Source organism: Metabacillus litoralis, from assembly GCF_003667825.1.
Lineage (GTDB): Bacteria > Bacillota > Bacilli > Bacillales > Bacillaceae > Metabacillus > Metabacillus litoralis_B.
In genome coordinates, this window is sequence record NZ_CP033043.1 from 3,002,321 (window position 1) to 3,023,667 (window position 21,347).

The following is a 21,347-nucleotide window of genomic DNA, read 5'->3' on the forward strand; positions in this document are numbered from 1 at the left end:
CTAAATTAGTTTTTTAAGTTTACACACACTTGTGAATTGTATTTTCAACCTCCATGATAGCGTCATACACAATGTTGAGCAGTTTATCTACTTCATCATTGGAAATAATTAATGGGGGAGCAAATACTAATGAATCTTGTCCTGCATGCTCGATGTTCCTACAAATTAAACCTCTTTTAATAGCTTCCTTGCTTACTTTTATAGATAACTTTTCAGTTGTTTTCTCATTTTCAAACTCAATGGCGGCCATTAATCCAAGTCCTCTTACATCACTAACACTATTTGTTGTTTGGACTAATTTCTTCAAACCAATATATAGTTTCTCGCCCATATTGCTAACATTGGTTAAAATACCTTCTTTTTCTAGAATATCAATATTTTTTAAAGCAACAGCACATGCAACCGGATGACCACTATAAGTAAACCCATGAAAAAGAGCATCATTGGAATACATGATTAATTCTTGATGCATCCTCTCTGAAAGCATAACTCCTCCTAAAGGAAAATAACCACTTGTAACCCCTTTAGCAAAGCACATCATATCTGGGGTAACATTCCAATGCTCCATCGCAAACATCTTTCCTGTCCTTCCAAATCCAGTAATAACTTCATCTGCAATGAATAAGATATCAAATTCATCACATATCTTTCTAATTTCAATAAAATATTCAGGGGGAGGAACATGCACCCCACCAGCGCCTTGAACAGGCTCAGCAATGAATGCAGCTACTGTTTCCGGACCTTGTGCTAATATGGCTTCACGAAGTGCATGATGTGAAAATGCTTCAACATGTAGAAAATCCGGTGCTTTAGAACCTATAAACCTTTGAAAATGTTCGATACCCGTGGCACTTGTAGAACCGATTGTGAGCCCGTGGTAAGCATTTTTTCTTGCAATGATCTTTGTTTTATCAGGTTTTCCTTTTACCTTCCAATAATGGCGAACCAGCTTGAAGGCCGTGTCTGTTGCTTCAGAACCACCTGAAGTAAAAAAGGTGGCTCTCAGATTACCAGGTGAAATTTCTGATAGTTTTTTTGCCAGCTGAATGGCTGGTTCATGACTGACCGTTCCAAACGCAGTGCTGTATCCAAGCTTACTCATTTGTTCCATCGCAACAGTGGCTAATTCAGTTCTTCCATGCCCAACATTCACATTCCATAGAGAAGATAAGCCATCTATCACTTTCTTCCCTTCAATATCTTCTAAATACACTCCTTCCCCTTTAGTGAAAATAAACTCCGGCCCTTTTTCCTGCTGAGACTTAATTGATGATGATGGATGGAGGAAATACTTCTTATCATGTTCTATTAACTCATCAATATGATTTTGTTGTTTTACCTCTAGCATTTTTCATCCTCCCATAAATAGTTAATTTAATACTGGAGCTCTTAAGCTTTTTTGATTTTCATCATATAGTAATTCAGTAATTTCCTGCTTTATTTCCCTGTATTCCGGTTCTAAGAAACTATCATGACTTCTTGGACGTTCGAGTGGAATTTCAATTCTCTTTTTCACCTTTCCCGGATGAGAGGACATAACATAGACAACATCTCCTAAAATAATGGCTTCATCGATATCATGTGTAACAAATAAAACTGTTTTATGATTTTTTTCCCATAAATCAATTAATAGACTTTGCATAAGTGTCCTTGTTTGGGCATCTAAAGCCCCAAATGGTTCATCCATTAAAAGGATTTCTGGATCATTGGCTAACATTCTTGCTATTGCAACCCTTTGTTGCATTCCTCCGGATAACGAAGATGGATATAGATGTTCAAATCCCCTTAGCTTTATTTGATCAATGAGCATTTCTGAGACTTTCTCTCTTTCAGCTTGTGGGACATTTTGAATTTTAAGACCAAACTCAATATTTTGCCGAACTGTTAACCACGGATAAAGAGTGTAACTTTGAAACATCATCCCTCTGCTTTTATCAGGTTTTGGGTTTGTTTTTTCATTAACCTTTACAAATCCTGTTGATGGTTTCTCTAGTCCTCCCACTATTTTTAATAAGGTTGATTTTCCGCAACCAGATGCACCTACAATACAAGTAAATTGACCATCTTGAATATCCATGTTTACTTCTTCAAGTGCTGTTACTGGTTTAGGCTCTGCTGGAAACTGTTTACTAAGAGATCTAATCGTTATCATGCCTTCACACCCTTTATTTAAGTTTCTTACCTTTTTACATAAGGAAATAGTTTACGATAAAGTTTTGCGAATAGAAAATCACTAAAAAAGCCCAACAGCCCAATAATAATAACTCCACCAATTATTTGCCCTGTATTTAAGTAGCGTTGAGCCGTCATGATCACATGACCAATTCCTGTTTCTGCTGCAACTAACTCAGCAACGATTAAATAGGTCCAGGTCCAACCTAGTACAGAACGAAGATTATCCACTACTCCAGGCATACAAGCTGGAACTAATACACTTGTAAAGAGCTTCCTTCTATTTGCTCCTAATGTATAAGAAACATTTAATAAATCTTTCGAAACATTTGAAGACACATCCATTATTAAGAAAACTAAAGGGAAAAATGTACCAAAGAAGATGACCGCAATTTTTTCAGTTTCTCCGATTCCCATCCAAAGAATAAACAATGGAATGAGAGCAGTAACCGGGAGATACCTAGCTATTCCAATGATAGGTTCAAAAAAACTTCTCGGTCCACTGTAAGACCCCATTAAAATTCCAAGTGGGACAGCTAAAACAGCAGCTAATACATATCCAACAAGAATCCTAAAGAAACTAGTACCTATATCCACAATAAATTGTTGCTCTGCAAATAGTTCCCAGACTGTGGCTAGCACTGCAGTTGGAGTTGGTAAGAAAACAGTTGGGAGAATTCCAGAATATGTTAGTGCTGACCAAAAAATGAGAAGCAACACAAATGGTAAGGTAGCCAAAATCTTTGATTCCGTTTTTGAAATTGATTCTTTTGGTGTAAAGTACCGAGAAAGAATCTCCTTAAACCTACCTTCCTTTTCCATTTCATGTTCTGAAATTGGTATGGTTTTTAATTCATTCGTATGTGAGGTGCTTTTCTCCATTGAACATACCTCCCTGAAAGATTAATTTTCTGAAATAAACGAAGGATCTATCGCCCCTTTTACTTTTTCGGGGTCAGCTTCTTCTTTCATAACACCCTTCTCAAACCATAAGCCTGCCGCTGTTTCTGCTAATTCAAGCGCACTTCCTGGATCTGATGTTGTACCAAAGAATTCTTTTGAATCATCAATTGTCATGATATGCAAGCCCTCAAGCTGAGCCTTTGCATCATCTGCTGATCCATTAATTCTCTTTCCAAGTACTTTATAAGCTTCTTCCGGATTTTCGTTTAAATAAGTAACAGCCCGATCGTAAGCTTTTGCGAAAGCCTTCACTGCTTCCGGATTGTCTTCGATAAACTTTTCACCAAAAGCAAATACATCAACGATTAGATCAGGATAATCAGCAGAACTAACAAGAACCTTTCCAAAATCTGATGCCTCCGCATTACTTAACCATGGCTCCCATGTAACAGCAGCATCAACTTTCCCAGAAGAAAAGGCTGCACCAGCTTCAGAAGATGTCATTTCTTTCACCTTCACATCATCTAACGATAATCCATGATCTGATAGAACATTAGCAAGAAACCATTCACTAACAGATCCAACTTCTACTGCAACTTCTTTCCCTTTTAAATCACTAACGTCTTCTATCTCCTTCTTTGCAATAATTCCATCTGCTCCTTGTGATTGATCAAGACCAAAGACTGCTTTTAGAGCTAATCCTTCTGTTAAGCTTCTTGGAAGGCTATCAATTGTCGTTGCCATTGCGTCAATTTTATTTGATGCAAGTGAGCTTTTAATTTGAGCAGTATCTTCTATGGTTGAATAATCAACTTCCAAACCTTCTTCCTCAAAATATCCTAAGTCTTGTGCAAGCCATAGTCCGGAATAACCGATCCATGTCACTGTTCCTATTCGGATCTTCGTTGTCTCCTTCTCTGACTCAGAAGCGGATGATGTGCTTTCAGAATTACCGCAGGCTGTAAGGACTAATAAAGAGATTAACAAAAAGATAGATAACACTCGTTTCTTTAAGTGATTCATATTTACTCCATCCTCTCTTCCATTCATTTCAACGATTCTTCATGTACAGTCACTAGTTCGTTTGCTCTTTTCTTATATGCAAGTAATGATAAAAATTCAAAGGCAATATGCGCGGCATTTAAAGCAGTAACCCCTGTCGGATCACGATCAGGTAACACCTCAACTAAATCAAAGCCAATAAAATTCGAACCAGCCACACCCCTTAAAAGTTCCAATGCTTGTGCAATTGTAAACCCTCCAACCTCAGGTGTACCGGTTCCAGGTGCATATGCAGGATCTAAGAAATCAATATCAAACGTTAAGAAAGTTGGACTGTTTCCAATACGCTGGCGTGCTCTTTTTATCACTTCCTTCGTACCAATTTCGTGTAGCTCTAGCCCAGTTATTACTTCGTAGCCTAGACCTTTTTGTTCTTCTAGATCTTGCTTAGAATACAATCTCATCCCAATTTGTATCGATTTTGACGTATCTACAATTCCTTCTTCAACCGCTCTTCTAAACATGGTTGCATGTGTATATTTTTTTCCTCCATAAGATGTGTCCCATGTATCACTATGTGCATCAAAATGAAGTAAACTAACAGGACCAAATACTTCTGCAGCTGCACGTAAATGTGGGAGTGAAATTCCATGATCACCACCTAAAATGATTGGAACAATTCCTCTCTGAAAATATGGAACAAGTTGTTTTTGAATCATGTCATAAGTTTCTTCTGTATATCCTGGTACCGTCTGCATATCCCCACTATCTACACCAGAAAGATAATCAAACACATCAATATCCAACCCCGGATTATACGTATGTAATCGAGTTGATCGGGAACGAATGGCCTCAGGACCAAATCTCGTTCCAGTGGCAAACGTGACCCCTGTATCAAAGGGATGACCTAAAATAGCAAAATCAATGTTCTCCTTTGTTTTGGAATGTGGTAAGTGCATGAAAGTTCTAATCCCCGAAAAAATTGGCATCTCTCTACTAGTTTCTGGTCTGTACATAATAAAACTCCTTTCGTTTTTTCAGTTTTCTTAAAACTTAAACCTCAATAATTGAGGTTACTTCGCTATCTTCTAGGAGAATATTTTCTTTTCTAATTTTTAACTTAGTCCCATTAAATCACAGGTATCATGCACTGACTATAAGCTTGGAAGATTCTATGACGTATTTTTTGAATAATCTGAAAATATAAGTTAGATTCCTGAATTTTCATTGACTTTCACCTTACCTTTTTTTACGATGGAAACTATATAAACATTTTTTGTTTATATAGTTTTTGCTTCCACTACACTGAAAATTGAAAAGGGTGGATAAAATGAAAGAAAGAATTATGGTGGCATTTATAGAAGAAGTTCAAAGAAAAGGAATAAAATTCACAATGGATGAGTTAGCAGAAAATTTAGGTGTTAGTAAAAGAACAATTTATGAGCATTATTCATCTAAGAAAGATATTTTAGATGAAATTATCATTAAATCCTTTCATGATATAGAAGAAAAGGAGAAAATTATTCTTGATAAACAAGACATTTCCACTATACAGAAAATAAAAGAAGTACTAATTATTGTCCCTACTTTTTTTGATCTATATGATCAGCAAATCCTTGATCAAATGAAAAAATATTATCCGGAACAATGGGAAAAAGTCATGTTCGGTTTAAATAACACGTGGAATAACTTAAGATCCCTTTTAGAAAAGGGTGTAGAAGAAGGAGTTATTAAAGAATTTAATTTTAATATTGTCATGAAGTTAATCTCTAATGGTACACATTGGTTCTTTGATCAAAACTATTTAATTAAGCATAATATTAACCTAACAGAAGCATTTACAACGGTAGGAGAAATATTGTTATTTGGATTGGTAAAAGAAGCCGATTAACCCCATAAACATCTTATAAAAAAATCCACCAGCTTTCAAAACTGGTGGATTTCTCATTATACCATTACCTTACACATATCATTTGTAAACTCAACAGGATCTTGAATTGGTAAGCCTTCAATTAACAATGCTTGGTTGTAAAGAAGGTTTGTATAGAGTGTTACTTTTTCTTTGTCACTATCAAATGCATTTTTTAGAGATTGAAACACTTCGTGGTTGCTGTTGATTTCTAAGATTTTTTCTGCCTTTACATTTTGATTATCAGGCATAGCACTTAGAATTTTTTCCATTTCAATTGTTACTTCACCTTCTGTTGTTAAACAAACAGGATGAGATTTTAGACGCTTAGATAATCTAACATCCTTCACTTTATTTGATAGAATATTTTTCATGAACTCAAAGAGCTCTTTATTTTCAGTTTGCTCGGATTCTGTTTGCTTTTGATCTTCTTCTGACTCAATTCCTAAGTCACCGCTAGAAACCGATTTGAATTCTTTTTCGTTATAGTTCATGAGCATTTTGATCGCAAACTCATCAATATCTTCTGTAAAGAAAAGAATTTCATAGCCTTTTTCAGAAACTAATTCTGTTTGTGGTAATTTTTCAATTCTCTCGATCGACTCACCAGAAGCATAGTAAATATACTTTTGATCTTCAGCCATTCTTGAAACATACTCATCAAGTGAAACAAGCTTTTTCTCTTTTGAAGAATAAAACATTAATAAGTCCTGTAACACTTCTTTGTTGCTTCCAAAGTCACTGTACACTCCATATTTTAGCTGTCTACCAAAGGATTTGTAAAACTTCTCATAATTTTCACGATCATTTTTCATGAGACTTTTCAATTCATTTTTAATCTTTTTGCTAATGTTTTTTGAAATGAACTTTAACTGACGATCTTGCTGTAAAATTTCCCTTGAAATATTAAGTGATAAATCCTCAGAATCAACCATTCCTTTAACAAAGCTAAAATAATCTGGAAGGAGTTCCGGACATTTATTCATGATTAGTACGCCGTTTGAATATAGCTCTAAGCCCTTTTCATATTCCTTTGAATAGTAATCAAATGGCATGTTTTCAGGGATATAAAGAATTGCATTGTATCTTACTGTACCGTCAACATTAATATGGATATGCTTAATTGGCTTATCAAATCCGTAATGCTTTTCATTGTAAAAGGCTACATAGTCATCATCTGTTAATTCATTTTTGTTTTTTCTCCAGATTGGTACCATGCTGTTAATAATTTGTTCTTCTTCGTATTCTTCTAACTCATTATCGCTGCCTTCTTTAGCTCGTTGGCCTTTAACATCCATTTTGATTGGATAGCGAATAAAATCAGAGTATTTTTTAATGATTGATTTTAATTTATATTCTTCTAAAAACTCATCATAGTTTTCTTCTTCTTCATTTTCTTTTATCTTTAAAATAATTTCTGTACCAACTGTTTCTTTTTCATATGGTTCAATAGAGTAGCCTTCAGCACCTTGTGATTCCCATTTGTAAGCTTCATCACTTCCAAGCGCTTTACTGATAACAGTAACAACATCAGCTACCATAAATGCAGCGTAAAACCCAACTCCAAACTGACCAATAATATCATGGCCATCCTTTGATTCATTTTCCTTTTTGAATGCTAAGGAACCACTTTTGGCAATAACACCAAGGTTGTTTTCAAGCTCTTCCTTTGTCATGCCAATTCCTGTATCTAAAATAGTAAGTGTTCTATTCTCTTTATTTGGTGTAAGTTTGATAAAATAACTGTCCTTTTCAAAGCTTAATGAATCATCTGTTAGAGCTTTGTAGTAGATTTTATCAATCGCATCACTAGCATTTGAAATTAACTCTCTTAAAAACACCTCTCGTTGTGAGTAAATAGAGTTAATCATCATTTCCAACAATCTTTTGGATTCTGCTTTAAATTGCTTTTTTTCCAATTTACAACCTCTCCTCTTCAAAAATTTATCCTACTTTATTATGTAGTAAAATAGAAAATGATTAGGTGTTCTATGGACACTCCTTCTTTTAGTTTAGCACTCTATGCTCTAGAGTGCTAAACTATTATTTAAATATCATATTTCTCTTATCAATGTCAACTGGTGGCAAATAAAAAAGTGCAATGAAAGCTAAGAATTAGCAGTCATTGCACTTCAACTTTTTATACTAAAGCAGCTAATCTTTCTGTTACCTGCTCTTCTGTTAATCCATTTTCCGAAACATAGCGATTACGTTCATGTACTCGGCACTCATGACTACATGCGCGCAAGTATTTATGCTCATTTTCCTCAGAGCAAAGAATTTTTTTATTACATTCAGGATTACCACAGTTAACAAAGCGTTCACAAGGTTCACCAGTAAAATGATCTTTTCCAATAACAGTTGGTTCTACTTGGTTAACAGGTACGATTAGACGCTCATCAAATACATAACACTGACCGTCCCAATCCTTCCCTTGTACTTCAGGATCTTTACCATAAGTAACAATCCCGCCGTGAAGCTGTGCCACATCCTCAAATCCCTCTTGACGAAGCCAACCTGAGAATTTTTCACAACGAATACCACCTGTGCAATACGTTAAGATCTTTTTCCCTTCAAACTTTTCTTTGTTTTGACGAATCCAATCTGGTAACTCTTTAAACGTATTAATATCAGGTAAAATAGCATTTTTGAAATGACCAACAGCATACTCATAGTCATTTCTAGCATCAATAATAACTGTATCTTCTTGTTTCATTGCTTCCATAAATTCTTTAGGGCTGTAATATTTACCTGTTAGCTCTAACGGGTTAACATCCTCTTCTAAACGAAGCGTCACAAGCTCTGGACGATGACGAACCTTCATTTTTTTGAAGGCATGCTCATCTTCTTCATCTATTTTATAAACCATTTCAGCAAAGCGTGGATCTTCTTTCATGTGAGCCATGTATTGATCCGTTTGCTCAACAGTTCCTGAAACCGTTCCATTAATTCCTTCAGAAGCTATTAAAATTCTACCTTTTAGCCCAAGGTTTTTACAAAACTCTAAATGCTCTTGAGCATACTCTTCAGGGTTATCAATATGAACATAGTGATAGTATAGTAAAACGCGATATTCTTTTGACATATATTTTTCACCTTCTATATTATATTTGCAAGATATACATACAGAGATGGTTACTTGCTTTTACATTTTACTTGTTTATAAAATGTAACATCTTATTTAAACAAATTTTCTATGAAAATGCAAATTGATAGTTTACAAAGGTGAGAAATACCAATTTTATTTGTGTTCTCTCCGATTTTTATTCATTCCCGCGATGAATGACACTTCCCTTGCTTTTCTCCATCGTTTTGTCGTTCATTCCCGTGATGAACGACACTTCCCTTGCTTTTCTCCATCGTTTTGTCGTTCATTCCCGCGATGAACGACACTTCTCTTGCTTTTCTCGATCGTTTTGTCGTTCATTCCCGCGATGAACGACACTTCCCTTGTTTTTCTCGATCGTTTTGTCGTTCATTCCCGCGATGAACGACACTTCCCTTGCTTTTCTCCATCGTTTTGTCGTTCATTCCCGCGATGAACGACACTTCCCTTGCTTTTCTCCATCGTTTTGTCGTTCATTCCCGCGATGAACGACACTTCCCTTGTTTTTCTCGATCGTTTTGTCGTTCATACTCGCGATGAACGACACTTCCCTTGCTTTTCTCCATCGTTTTGTCGTTCATTCCCGCGATGAACGACACTTCTCTTGTTTTTCTCCATCGTTTTGTCGTTCATTCCCGCGATGAACGACACTTCCCTTGCTTTTCTCCATCGTTTTGTCGTTCATCCCCGCAATGAACGACACTTCCCTTGTTTTTCTCGATCGTTTTGTCGTTCATTCCCGCGATGAACGACAATTGTAACTCCATTCAAAAATAGCCCAATTTCAATTTATTGGACAGCATTCAATATTAAAAATCAAGCAAAATCCTCTTCATTTTTAAACCAAGTTGTTACATCTGAGATTGCCTTTCTTTTCCCCTTTATTTCTTTCATATCAGGGTAACCAATGTATAATAATCCAACCATCTCAGATTCAGAAGATAACTTAAACAATTTCTTTACCTCGTTTGAATAACAGCTTTCACCTGTTCTCCAAATGGCACCCAATCCAAGGGCATGGGCTGCGAGCAGCATATTTTGAACAGAAGCACAGACAGCTGCCGCTTCCTCCTTCATCATGACACGTTTATTTGCTTTTGTTGATTCTACAGCAACGGCAATTATAACGGGTGCTCGCAAAGGTTTATTTTCTTCTCTTTCTAATCGCTTTTGACTTTCTTCACTATTTGGATCTTCTAGTGTTTTCTCCACAAGAGATGCGAGTGTTTTACCAAGTGCTTTTCTCGCATCACCTGTTAATACAAAAAATCTCCATGGCTCTGTTCGGAAATGTGAAGGTGCCCAGGTTCCTGCTTGAACAATTTGATGAATCAACTCACTAGGGACAGGATCTTCTTTTACTTTTCCAATACTCCTTCTAGTTGCAATAGCTGAAAGGACGTCCATTATTTTCACTCCCATTTTTTAAGTTATTTCATCTTATTCAAAAACATGAGAAATGACTCTTTAGAATAACCTTCTCTAAATCACACCTACTCCCCCCATTAAATAAATAGCGAGAATGAATAGTATAAACATAGGAGGGGTTAGAGTGGAATCTTATGTTAAAGATGCACTAGATGAGTGGAAAGAGGAAATGTTAAAACAAAAGCTTGATTTAGATGAAGAATACGAAAAAATCAAAAGTGAATTACAAATCTATTCTTATAAGTCAGGTATTACAAAACAAGTTATTCAATCAACAATAAATGATGAAATTATTGAAACGATCAAATCAACTTATCAAGTACCCTTTGTTGAAAAATACGAACAATTGAAGCAATACATACGAGTTTTGGAAGAAAAACGAAAAGTATATCAAATGTTTGTTGATAAAATTCAAAAAGTAAGTGAAACAGAAGTAAACGAGAGTCATGTTTAAGAGAGCAAACATGACCCTCGTTTTTTTGATTTTTCCTTACTAGGAAATTATTAGATAGACTAGAATGATATGGAAGGTTTGTAACGTTCCTATCATCTTATTGTAATAACGTAAACAAACTGTTAAGTGCTTGTTCTTTTAAACTCTTTTTTTCGTGGTAAGATGAACTCATTGATTAGCTCAGGTGCTAACAAGGAGGTTATACAACATGAAAAATAAGATTCTATCGTTAATTACCTTCGTATCACTAACAGCTGGATTTTCAGCACATGCAGCTGCAGAAGAGGTGACTGTAAAAGAAGGTGACACTTTATGGGAAATCGCAAAGTTAAATGAAGTAGAAGTAGAGAATATAATAGATTGGAATAAGCTTCCTGGTGATATGATTCAACCAGAAGATCAATTAAAACTCCATGAATCACATGAAGTATCAACAGGAGAAACATTATGGGATATTGCTGAAGAATATGATGTTGAGGTTGAAGAAATTGAAGCCTGGAACGAAATTGATTCACACATCATTAAACCAGGAGGCGAGTTAATCATTAAAGAAACCGAAAAGGCACAAACGTCTTCTGAAGATAAAGAAACCGAATCAAATAAGGAATATAGTAAAGAATTAACTGTTACTGCTACAGCCTATACAGCAAATTGTGAAGGCTGCTCTGGTACAACTAAGATGGGAATTGATCTCCATGCCAATCCTGATAAAAAGGTAATAGCTGTCGACCCTGATGTGATTCCATTAGGATCAACTGTAGAGGTTGAAGGTTATGGGACAGCGATTGCGGCAGATACCGGTGGAGCTATTAAGGGAAATAAGATTGATGTTTTTATCCCCTCAGAATCAGATGCTCTACAATGGGGAAAACAGCAAGTAGAAGTGAAAATTATAGAAGAATAAACAATTACACCCCTTTGGTGAGTAAGAGTACCAAGGGGGTGTAGTTTTACTATTTTTTAATAACCGGAATCCATATCTCTGCTCGATAATCTTCTGAATAAGCATCTCCTTCAGGGTAAACCTCTATTTCCGGTGCAGGAGCATGCTCGTACCCTGTCGCAGGAAACCACTCAGAAAAAATTCGTTTCCAAACATGCTGAATAGCGTGAGGCATAGGACCAACAGACTCAAAAACAGCCCACGTAGAAGCAGGTATTTCTTTGACCTCTAAATCTGGGGATATCTTATCAGTCGTTTTTTCAACCGCAATATAATAGGTAAATTCATTTTTTTGCTGATTACCTTCCGCACAGACTCCTAATATTCCCATTTCTCCAGCTTGTTGTGCAAGCTTCTCAGTAAACCCATTCTCATTTGATTCTTTCCAAAATAATGGAATTTTTTCATTATTATTCTCCATTGAGACCCGGATCCCTTTACCAACAACATGAAATGCTTCTTTTTGAATGATCTTATAATTCATTTCTTCTTCTCCTTTTAGTTGGATTTGAAAGGAAAGCTTAGGAAAGGCTTTGACGGTTTTGCCTGAGTGCCTCACTTCAATTGGACTAATTCCATGTGCTTTTCGAAATGCTTTCGAAAAGGATTCAGGACTTTCATAGCCATACTTTAAAGCAATGTCCAATACTCTTACATTTGAATGAATTAGTTCTTGTGCTGCTAATGTTAACCTTCTTTTTCGAATATACTCGGCCACAGTAAATCCGGTAAGTATTTGAAACATTCTTTGAAAATGAAACCTAGACATACAGGCAATTTTTGCTGCTTCTTCAATAGTCAAATGTGAAGCTAAATTGTTTTCAATAAATGCAATAGAATCATTTATTTTCTGTAAGCTCTCCATATGCTCCCCCTCATCCATACAATAACAAAGAAGTAACCTAATTTACCTGTCATTGCTTGCACAATAATGACAGATTAAATTCACTTGTTCTTAAAATCTATTCAATAACCTTTTTTTATAGTGTCTTATACCAAATTTTAGCTTTTACTGTCGTTAATTGAAAGAAATCTAGTTTATCCGCCATATTTTAATAGATTGTGCAGAGAAATGTAGATAAATATTTGCAGGAAATCTTCCACTTTTCTAAAACTTATTTATAAAAGAGCTTTGTTACTCTTATCTGTTCATTTTCATCCTCCTTTATTCAAAGGAAGGAGCAAAATGAATAATGAGTTTTAACATAGCGGATAAAGAAACTAAAGGAAAGGTGGTCATTTTTCGTGAGAGACGATTTGACCTTACAACAACTAGCAGAAGGAATTCCAAAATCACTTCTTAATGCATCAGATAAAGATTTAGAAGGCTTCCAGCATATTATTGAAGAAACAATTAAATTACGTGAAGGACACCGAAATCTTCAAAAACTAATTAAAAGCTTCTCAACATCAGGTATCCAACGTTCGTAAATTAACTTTTGAGTCATACTTATTAAGAGAGCCATTACCCAGGCTCTTTTTCTATGGAATTATTCCATAATGCATAAAAAATCACTTGATTTTAGAAGTCAATTTTACAAGCCAAAAAGGGAGAAATAACAGAAAAAATGTTCCTAGTGCCACAAACTCTAAAGGAATGATATACCACGGCCATTGTCCAAAATAATCAATCATAGATGGATTAACAGGCTTTCTAGAAATGTACATATAATTACCACCAAGAATTAGATTCAAGACAAAGATGAACGCTGCATAAACATTTAACCATATAAAGGCCTTCCAAATTGATTTAAATTCAGGACGGAATCCACTAACAAACACCATAAATAAATTTGCAAGAACAGTACTTCCGTGTGATACAAAAAAATGGACATATCGAAAATGAGGAAATGTGTAATGACTAATATCAGGTGTAATCATAGCTTGTATCGCACTACCAACACCAGCGAAGAATGTGAACTCAAATAATGAATATGATTTGGTCAACAACATAACAGCAGATAATAGAATCGTAATGCTACTAAGGTGCAAAGGCAAAGAATGAGTATATGTCCAAGAATCAAACCAGTATAGCCATATATGTAGGCTGATTTCTGAAAATAACATAATAAAAAATAAAGTCATACGCGCAATTTTATTATAAGGTTCTTGTCTTAGAACATCTCTTACTAAATAAATGAAAACAATAAGTAGAATAAAGATAAAGAGAGTTCCTAAATGAACAGGTGAAAATAATGTAAAGGCATGATCTGTTTGTGGAAAAAAAATCCCTTCCATTACATGTCACCTCTTTCTTAGAAATGATGTTTTAATTTAGTGTATCTCTTTAAAAGGAAGGTTATCACTTTTCAAAAGCAAAAACAGTCATGTTTTTTGTCTTCTTGAACGAAAAAACCAGCCTCAATCTGAGACTGGCTACTATATTCATTACCCATTTACCTCTGTACCTAAGCTAGACGGATTTAATCCAACTGCTTCAAATACTTTACCGAATTTTTCATCACCTTGTGTGAATGTTTCATTCGCAGCATCTAATGAAGGTGCATCCTTCTTCAACTCATCTGCTTTTGCTTGATAAGAATCAGATAAATCTTTAATCGCTGCTTCTAAGTCAGCTTTATGATCTGCCAATTCCTCCGGTACCTCTACACCATTAAGTCCTTCTACGACTGCTGCTGCAGAAGCTTCAGCTGCTGTTTTCATTTCTGCAGTTGGCTCTTCTTCTGCTTCATACGCATTTAAATCTGCATCATTTTCATTAATTGCTTTTGAAACGGTCATGTAAAATTGCATCATTGCACTTTTTGCGTTTTGTTCTTTGTCAGCACCTTCAGTTGCTTCCTCACCTGCTGCTTTATCTTGCTCTTTCGTTGTTCCCTCTGATTCTTCAGAACATGCCGCTAATCCAATAGACAACATTAACACTGAAATTAAAAACCAAAACTTTTTCATCGATTTCCCCTCCAATTAATTACTAGCATATGTATAGATAACCTGATCACTCAACCTAATAATATTTTCCATATTCTGAATGATCTTCCACCTATGTATTATAGGATTCTAATAAAAGAATATCAACTGTTATTTTACGAAAATATATAATCATATATTTCCTATTTTATCGAGTAAACACTTAATTTTTTTTAGCCTAATAAACATTAGTCGTACTTATATTATAAAAGGTTACAAGAAAATATTCATATTAAAAATACCCTTTAATAGAAAAAATTTACATTATTTTTGAAAAATTTTTAAAATTCTCAAAACATAAAAAAAAGAGGCAACCCCCATTCTTACAAGGGCTGCCTCTTTCCAACATTAATTAGATCCTGTCTTCAATAGAACTTCTTGTTCATCTTCAAGTTTTACAGATTTTGATTTAACATATTTTGCTGTTAAAATCACTGCTGCAACAACAAGAATTTCAAAACCATACTTAACAAAGCCATTTTCAAATAATCCACTTAAGAAATGTTCACCAACAATCATTTTTGAAGCTGTCCAAGCAAGAACACCGGCGCCGATTGTAACGATGATTGGATATCTGTCAATCCATTTAAGAATTAACGTACTCCCCCACATAACAACTGGTACAGAAATAAGTAATCCGATAACAACTAGTAGCATGTTACCATGTGATGCACCTGCTACAGCTAATACATTATCAAGTCCCATTAACGCATCCGCAATAATAACGGTACGAATCGCTGCCCAAAAACTATCTCCGGCTTTAACATCACCATGATCATTATCATCCACAAGCAGTTTATAAGCTATGAAAACTAATAGAAGTCCACCAACTAAATGAAGACCAGGGATAGCTAATAACCAAACAACTGCTAAAGTCGCAACAATTCGAATCGCTATTGCTCCTATAGATCCCCATAAAATAACTTTTTTCTGTTGATGTTTAGGCAAATTTCTTGCCGCAAGCCCAATTAAAATGGCATTGTCTCCAGCTAAAACCAAATCAATCACAATAATAGATAAAAGTGCAGTGAGAAATTCCATTTCCATCTTGATTACCTCCTTCTGATATTGTTTTCAATCTGAAAGTTAAAAGATTGAAAGATTGCTTTTTACAAAAATAAAGAGACCTTTGCCATAGTGGCAAAGGTCTCGCTAAGCACAAACATTATGCCAATAAAGCCGATGAACCTCGTTCATGTAATGACGACTTTATTTCAGGTTAAACCTGACGCTACTCCCCTTTACGGTGGGAAATTTTACTATCGATTTGTCTATTTGTCATTATACTTTATTTTATGGGCGTGTGTCTATGATTTTGTTTAAGTGACAGGCACCACCCGGATTTTGTCGAATCAATTTTTTTCTCCTATTTAATATGAAAAACATCCAAATTACAATCTATAAATTCCATATATTACCACTTGCCCTTTCTCCTATATGACACTTGTCATACTCATTCTATGACACCTATGTCTACAAATTTCAAGAGACTATTTTTATAATTTAGTTAAGGATAGAAAACCCTTGATTGAAATGGGAGACAACATAAAACGTTCCTTCCTATTCATTCCACTCAATTTTTTTAACTACAGACTACTTTGTCTTTTTAACGTTTTTAAAGAAGGGAATTAAAAAATGAGTAAACAATTACAACGTAATTTAAGGAAGCAAGTCGCTCCTTATGAACAGTCAAGCTCGAAGGATAGTATCATTCAACTTATCACAACAATCGGTCCATTCATTATTCTATGGATTCTTGCCTATCAAAGCTTAGCGATTTCCTATCTTCTTACATTAGCTTTTACCATTATTGCTGGTGGCTTTCTTGTACGAATTTTTATCATCTTCCATGATTGCTGTCATTACTCATTCTTTAAGAATAGAAATGCAAATAAAATACTTGGAACAATAACAGGAATCCTTACTTTATTCCCTTACAGTCAATGGCAGCATGACCATTCCATCCACCATGCTACTAGCGGGAATTTAGACAAACGAGGAACTGGAGATATATGGGTACTTACAGTTGATGAATACCTTTCCTCTTCATTATTTGAAAGAATTAAATATCGTTTATATCGAAATCCAATCGTTATGTTTGGACTTGGTCCAATCTATGTTTTTCTTATTAAAAATCGTTTTAACAAAAAAGGAGCTAGACGTAACGAAAGATACAATACGTACCTTACTAACATAGCAATTGTTGTATTTGCAGGACTGTTGTGCTGGATGCTTGGAGTGATCCCGTTTTTATTAGTACAGTTACCTATCTTTTTAATTTCAGGCTCATTAGGAATCTGGCTATTTTATGTACAGCATACGTTTGAGGATTCTTACTTTGAAAAGAATGAAGAGTGGGAATACGTTATGGCAGCTGTAGAAGGCAGCTCGTATTATAAGCTACCAAAACTGTTACAATGGCTTTCCGGTAACATTGGTTATCATCATGTTCACCATTTAAGTCCGAGAGTACCAAACTATAAATTAGAAGCGGTACACAATAATACAGAACCATTACAAAACGTTCCAACAATTACACTAGCAACAAGCTTGAAGTCGTTAAAGTTCCGTCTTTGGGACGCACAGAATAAAAGGTTTGTTGGCTTTAATTATTTGTCAAAACTACAAAAGTAATATTCTTCTTTAGAGGATGACGTATTAGTACAAACTGTCGGGAATGAAGCGTACTAATTTTTGTCATCCTCTTAAAGTTTTAAGTAAATATATGTTAAAATATGATGTAATTTCATCTTAATTAAAGTAGGTTCTATCATGAAAAAAAGAGTTAACATTTTTCAAAAAAGCAATGGGATCTCCCCTTATATTTGGGCTTTTTTAAGCATTTTACCTTTTTATTTTATTTTTCAATCATCCTCTACAGCAGAAATTATTACAGGCATAATCCTAACTATATCGTTTTTCATTACACTTCGTTACGCCTTTCTTGCTAAAAGCTGGAGAATCTATGTGCTAACACTGATCCTGATTGGGATATCATTTACTTCAACTTATCTATTTAATTATTTTTATTTTTCCTTTTATATTGCTTATTTCATTGGAAATATAAAGGACCGTGCTGCCTTTTTAACACTATATATTATCCATTTAGTCAGTACAGCTGTTGCCATAAACTTTAGTATCGTTTTACATGAGCAGTTGCTATTACGTCAGGCTCCCTTCGTGATTATAAGCTCACTTAGTGTCATTTTTCTTCCATTTAGTATTTATAATCGTAAACAACGTGATCAACTCCAAGAAAAGCTGAAAGATGCAAATAAACGAATATCTGAACTAGTTATACTTGAAGAACGTCAACGAATAGCCCGGGACCTTCATGACACATTAGGTCAAAAGTTATCCATGATTGGTCTGAAAAGTGACTTAGCGCGAAAAATTATTTATAAAGATCCAGAGCAGGCAAAAAATGAAATGAAAGAAATTCAACAAACAGCTAGAACAGCATTAAACGAAGTTAGAAAAATGGTGTCGCAAATGAGAGGTATTCGAATAAAAGAGGAAATGATTCATGTTAAGCAAATATTAAAAGCAGCTCAAATCAATTTAGTTTGTGACCAAGAAATGGTCTTATCAAACGTCCCATTGTTAACCGAAAACATTTTAAGTATGTGTTTAAAAGAAGCTGTGACAAATGTTGTGAGACATAGTAAGGCCTCTACTTGTTATCTTTCTCTCGAACAAAATTCGACCGAATTAATCATGACCATTAAGGATGATGGAATCGGTTGTGAAGACATTACATTCGAAAAAGGAAACGGCCTGTCCGGGATGAGGGAACGCCTGGATTTTGTTAATGGAAATCTTGAAATAAAAACTGAAAAAGGTACATCTTTAACGATAAGAGTACCTAATGTTGTAAAACAGATAGATTAGGAGGGGCTTGCTATGATACGAATTGTCATTGCTGAAGATCAACAAATGCTTTTAGGTGCCTTAGGTTCACTTCTTAACTTGGAGGACGATATGGAAGTTGTTGGCAAGGCTAATAATGGAGAGGAAGCCCTTGCACTTGTTCAAAAACACAGTCCTGATATATGTATAATGGATATAGAAATGCCTAAAATGACTGGTCTTGAAGCTGCAGAAAAGCTTGTGAGCAGCGATTGTAAAGTAATCATCCTTACAACGTTTGCCCGTTCAGGTTATTTTCAAAGAGCCATTAAAGCTGGTGTCAAAGGATACCTTCTAAAGGATAGTCCCAGTGATGAGTTAGCGAATTCAATAAGAAGCATAATGTCAGGCAGACGAATATATGCACCTGAACTAATGGACGACGTATATAGTGAAGAAAATCCCTTAACTGAGCGCGAAAAGGAAGTACTAGGCTTAGTCGCAGATGGCATGAATACAAAAGAAATTGCCGATCAACTTAGTATTAAAACCGGGACGGTACGAAACTATATTTCCACTATACTAGAAAAGCTTGATGTGAAAAATAGAATTGAAGCCATTACTCAATCAAAGGAAAAGGGTTGGTTCAAATAATATAAAAAAGAGGTCTCCTTTTGGATAAAGTGGTCCCTATGTCAAGGACACTTTGAAAAAGAGGCCTTAAATTATGTTAATTAATATTGTATTCTTCCGTTAAGGAGGAGATACGACATAAGAACCAGTAACTCTTCTGCCTCAGAAAGTTACTGGTTCTTAATTTTTATCCGTGTCTTATACGTATATATGAATAAGAATTTTATAAAGTCATTTGATAGCTTTAAAGTATTTATGCTGGGGGAAGATGTTCCGTGTTACGTTCAGAGGTATTGTAAACAATTGGATGATTCACAATGGCAGTGGTTTTATGAACAGATGTTGGAACCTGTCACTTTTGTTACGGACAGCACTTACCTTTTCTATGTATTAAAATGGATCCTAAAGTATGATTTTGATGATTTATCCTATGCTGTTTATTTTCAAGATATTATGGATCCCGAATGTATTCCGCAGTCACTAATTAAAGATGAGTGGTTGCCCGTACTTTGGAATCGCTACGGACAGCGTTTGAAAAAAGAATTATTCGAAATCCATTTTAGCTTGAAAGATGAATTGTCCACTGATGTCATTGATGATGAAACTGTTATATTTTAAGTGGGTATTCGCCTGTTTTCAAATATTCTGCATATTGATTAGGGGAGAGCTTTGCTAGTTTCCATTGGTACCGGTCATTATTATAGTAATCTATGTAGTTATCAACCTCCTGACAGAGCTCCGTATAACTACCACAGTTTTTCAAATTGATTTCATCCTTCATATGTCCGAAAAATGATTCCTGCGGTGCGTTGTCCCAGCAGTTACCACGTCGGGACATGGATTGTCTAAGTTCTTTATCTTTTAACAGTTGCCGGAAAGAGATGCTTGTATAATGACATCCTTGGTCAGAATGGACGATGGCATCGGTTTTTAAGCTATCACCGTGGGTTTCTAGTAGGATTTTGATTGTTTCTAATACAAAATCGACTTCAAGTGACTCACTTGGAACATATGCCAGCACCTGTTTTGTGAAGCCATCCTTTATGACGGAGAGATAAGCCTTACGGCCATTATTGTAATAAAGATATGTTATATCTGTAAGGAGTATTTTCCCGGGACCATGCTTTTCAAATTCCCGATTTACTATATTTTCTGATATGGTATCTGTCTTCAAAGCTTTAGCCATTCTTCTATAGGGGTTCGCTTTTCTGATTGGACAAAACAAATTGAACCTTTTCATTATGCGGCTGATTTTCTTTTGATTCATCCTTATGCCCATATGCAGAAGGCGCATATATATACCGCGTCTACCTTTGTCATATCCACGAAATTGATAAGCTTCCAAAATTAATTCAAAGTCCTTTTTATCCTGCTCATCTTTATTTCTGCGTTTATCTGCGGATTTAAGCCAGTTGTAATAACCACTTCTAGACACACCTGCCATTTCACAAAGCCAATTGATATTAAGCTCATTATTATCTCGCAGAGTCATTTCTTCGATGAGCCTGAATTTTTCTTCTGGCGTTGCTTCTGATTTACCTTCCATTCTGCCTGTCTGTCTAGAAATTCTGTTTTTTTTAGAAATTCATTCTCTTGTTTTAGGTACCTTATTTGATGTTCCAAACGTTTTATTCGATCTGTATCTGATAATTCCTTAATGGAATGACGACCAGAATTTTTACCTCTCATGTCTTGATAGCCATCTATTCGTTCTTCATAAACATTAACTCTTCGAACTAAACTGTCCTTTCTCCTTTTACCTAAAAGAGTCGGATCAATTCCCATATCACGCAGAATAGCCGATGGTCCCTTTCCAAGATGATATTCCTTATAAAAACGTTCTTTAAATTCTTTTGTGTAAGTAATACTTGTTTCACTAACTTTCTCGATGAAAGGATTGGACCTTAGCTGTTTTTGTTGTTCTTCTGAAAATTTATTTTTCCCCATTTTGCAACCTCACCTGTTTGAATACTTAAAATATAACAAAAAAAAGACCCTGTAAAACAGAGTCAGTTCA

Annotated in this window: 22 protein-coding genes and 1 riboswitch; of the genes, 8 read left to right on the plus strand and 14 right to left on the minus strand. The window is 35.2% G+C overall.

What is annotated here, in order from left to right:
- Nucleotides 1-19: 19 nt before the first annotated feature.
- From D9842_RS14985 to speB, 5 genes are read right to left on the minus strand one after another with little or no spacing between them, the layout of a single operon-like run.
- Complete coding sequence (locus tag D9842_RS14985; RefSeq protein WP_121663193.1) at nt 20-1,348, minus strand: aminotransferase family protein; 1,329 nt, start codon at nt 1,346-1,348, stop codon at nt 20-22.
- A 21-nt stretch (nt 1,349-1,369) separates the two neighbouring features.
- Nucleotides 1,370-2,152: an ABC transporter ATP-binding protein gene (locus tag D9842_RS14990; protein WP_121663194.1), complete on the minus strand. Its 783-nt coding sequence runs from the start codon at nt 2,150-2,152 to the stop codon at nt 1,370-1,372.
- Nucleotides 2,153-2,178: 26 nt separating this feature from the next.
- Entirely contained in the window at nt 2,179-3,054 is an 876-nt protein-coding gene (locus D9842_RS14995) for an ABC transporter permease (RefSeq protein ID WP_232273837.1), read from the minus strand.
- 21 nt (nt 3,055-3,075) lie between these two features.
- Nucleotides 3,076-4,098 (minus strand): ABC transporter substrate-binding protein, encoded by a 1,023-nt coding sequence (locus tag D9842_RS15000; protein ID WP_162987446.1) that lies wholly within the window; start codon nt 4,096-4,098, stop codon nt 3,076-3,078.
- Between the two features lie 23 nt (nt 4,099-4,121).
- Nucleotides 4,122-5,093 (minus strand): agmatinase, encoded by a 972-nt coding sequence (speB, locus tag D9842_RS15005; RefSeq protein ID WP_121663196.1) that lies wholly within the window; start codon nt 5,091-5,093, stop codon nt 4,122-4,124.
- A 314-nt stretch (nt 5,094-5,407) separates the two neighbouring features.
- On the opposite strand from speB, the gene D9842_RS15010 reads away from it, so the two are divergent.
- Nucleotides 5,408-5,968, plus strand: coding sequence for a TetR/AcrR family transcriptional regulator (locus tag D9842_RS15010; RefSeq protein WP_121663197.1), 561 nt, complete (start codon nt 5,408-5,410; stop codon nt 5,966-5,968).
- 56 nt (nt 5,969-6,024) lie between these two features.
- Here D9842_RS15010 and htpG read toward each other — a convergent pair whose 3' ends face one another.
- The 3 genes from htpG to D9842_RS15025 form a co-directional block, all read right to left on the minus strand.
- Nucleotides 6,025-7,905: a molecular chaperone HtpG gene (htpG, locus tag D9842_RS15015; protein WP_121663198.1), complete on the minus strand. Its 1,881-nt coding sequence runs from the start codon at nt 7,903-7,905 to the stop codon at nt 6,025-6,027.
- A gap of 221 nt (nt 7,906-8,126) precedes the next feature.
- Nucleotides 8,127-9,071, minus strand: coding sequence for an oxygen-dependent tRNA uridine(34) hydroxylase TrhO (trhO, locus tag D9842_RS15020; protein WP_121663199.1), 945 nt, complete (start codon nt 9,069-9,071; stop codon nt 8,127-8,129).
- An 837-nt stretch (nt 9,072-9,908) separates the two neighbouring features.
- Nucleotides 9,909-10,499 (minus strand): nitroreductase family protein, encoded by a 591-nt coding sequence (locus D9842_RS15025; RefSeq protein ID WP_121663200.1) that lies wholly within the window; start codon nt 10,497-10,499, stop codon nt 9,909-9,911.
- Between the two features lie 145 nt (nt 10,500-10,644).
- Between D9842_RS15025 and D9842_RS15030 the strand changes: the two genes are divergently transcribed.
- Nucleotides 10,645-10,974, plus strand: coding sequence for a hypothetical protein (locus D9842_RS15030; RefSeq protein ID WP_180320393.1), 330 nt, complete (start codon nt 10,645-10,647; stop codon nt 10,972-10,974).
- 208 nt (nt 10,975-11,182) lie between these two features.
- A complete protein-coding gene (locus D9842_RS15035) occupies nt 11,183-11,878 on the plus strand; it encodes a 3D domain-containing protein (RefSeq protein WP_121663202.1) in 696 nt (231 codons plus the stop codon).
- A gap of 49 nt (nt 11,879-11,927) precedes the next feature.
- Here the strand turns inward: D9842_RS15035 and D9842_RS15040 are convergent, their stop codons facing one another.
- Nucleotides 11,928-12,782, minus strand: a complete 855-nt coding sequence (locus tag D9842_RS15040; protein ID WP_121663203.1) for an AraC family transcriptional regulator — start codon at nt 12,780-12,782, stop codon at nt 11,928-11,930.
- A gap of 380 nt (nt 12,783-13,162) precedes the next feature.
- On the opposite strand from D9842_RS15040, the gene D9842_RS15045 reads away from it, so the two are divergent.
- A complete protein-coding gene (locus D9842_RS15045; RefSeq protein ID WP_098798226.1) occupies nt 13,163-13,348 on the plus strand; it encodes a hypothetical protein in 186 nt (61 codons plus the stop codon).
- 81 nt (nt 13,349-13,429) lie between these two features.
- Here the strand turns inward: D9842_RS15045 and D9842_RS15050 are convergent, their stop codons facing one another.
- The 3 genes from D9842_RS15050 to D9842_RS15060 all read right to left on the minus strand — a co-directional run bounded on the left by D9842_RS15050 (nt 13,430) and on the right by D9842_RS15060 (nt 15,895).
- On the minus strand, nt 13,430-14,155 hold the full coding sequence (locus D9842_RS15050) for a YwaF family protein (RefSeq protein ID WP_121663204.1): 726 nt from the start codon (nt 14,153-14,155) through the stop codon (nt 13,430-13,432).
- 150 nt (nt 14,156-14,305) lie between these two features.
- Complete coding sequence (locus tag D9842_RS15055; RefSeq protein WP_121663205.1) at nt 14,306-14,830, minus strand: hypothetical protein; 525 nt, start codon at nt 14,828-14,830, stop codon at nt 14,306-14,308.
- 366 nt (nt 14,831-15,196) lie between these two features.
- On the minus strand, nt 15,197-15,895 hold the full coding sequence (locus D9842_RS15060; protein ID WP_121663206.1) for a TerC family protein: 699 nt from the start codon (nt 15,893-15,895) through the stop codon (nt 15,197-15,199).
- 107 nt (nt 15,896-16,002) lie between these two features.
- A riboswitch (yybP-ykoY riboswitch) is annotated at nt 16,003-16,100 on the minus strand.
- Between the two features lie 383 nt (nt 16,101-16,483).
- Here D9842_RS15060 and D9842_RS15070 point away from each other — a divergent pair.
- The 4 genes from D9842_RS15070 to D9842_RS15085 all read left to right on the plus strand — a co-directional run bounded on the left by D9842_RS15070 (nt 16,484) and on the right by D9842_RS15085 (nt 19,948).
- On the plus strand, nt 16,484-17,482 hold the full coding sequence (locus D9842_RS15070) for a Delta(5) desaturase DesA (RefSeq protein WP_121663208.1): 999 nt from the start codon (nt 16,484-16,486) through the stop codon (nt 17,480-17,482).
- 138 nt (nt 17,483-17,620) lie between these two features.
- Nucleotides 17,621-18,739: a sensor histidine kinase gene (locus D9842_RS15075; protein ID WP_121663209.1), complete on the plus strand. Its 1,119-nt coding sequence runs from the start codon at nt 17,621-17,623 to the stop codon at nt 18,737-18,739.
- A gap of 12 nt (nt 18,740-18,751) precedes the next feature.
- Nucleotides 18,752-19,351, plus strand: a complete 600-nt coding sequence (locus D9842_RS15080; RefSeq protein ID WP_121663210.1) for a response regulator transcription factor — start codon at nt 18,752-18,754, stop codon at nt 19,349-19,351.
- A 282-nt stretch (nt 19,352-19,633) separates the two neighbouring features.
- Complete coding sequence (locus tag D9842_RS15085) at nt 19,634-19,948, plus strand: hypothetical protein (RefSeq protein ID WP_121663211.1); 315 nt, start codon at nt 19,634-19,636, stop codon at nt 19,946-19,948.
- Here the strand turns inward: D9842_RS15085 and D9842_RS15090 are convergent.
- Nucleotides 19,938-20,876 carry an IS3 family transposase gene (locus D9842_RS15090; protein ID WP_251406986.1) on the minus strand — a complete coding sequence of 313 codons (939 nt, stop codon included), beginning with the start codon at nt 20,874-20,876 and terminating at the stop codon, nt 19,938-19,940. The two genes, D9842_RS15085 and D9842_RS15090, sit on opposite strands and share 11 nt — an antisense overlap.
- Complete coding sequence (locus D9842_RS26345; RefSeq protein WP_212136941.1) at nt 20,819-21,277, minus strand: HTH domain-containing protein; 459 nt, start codon at nt 21,275-21,277, stop codon at nt 20,819-20,821. The genes D9842_RS15090 and D9842_RS26345 overlap by 58 nt, the downstream gene beginning before the upstream one ends.
- Nucleotides 21,278-21,347: the final 70 nt, after the last annotated feature.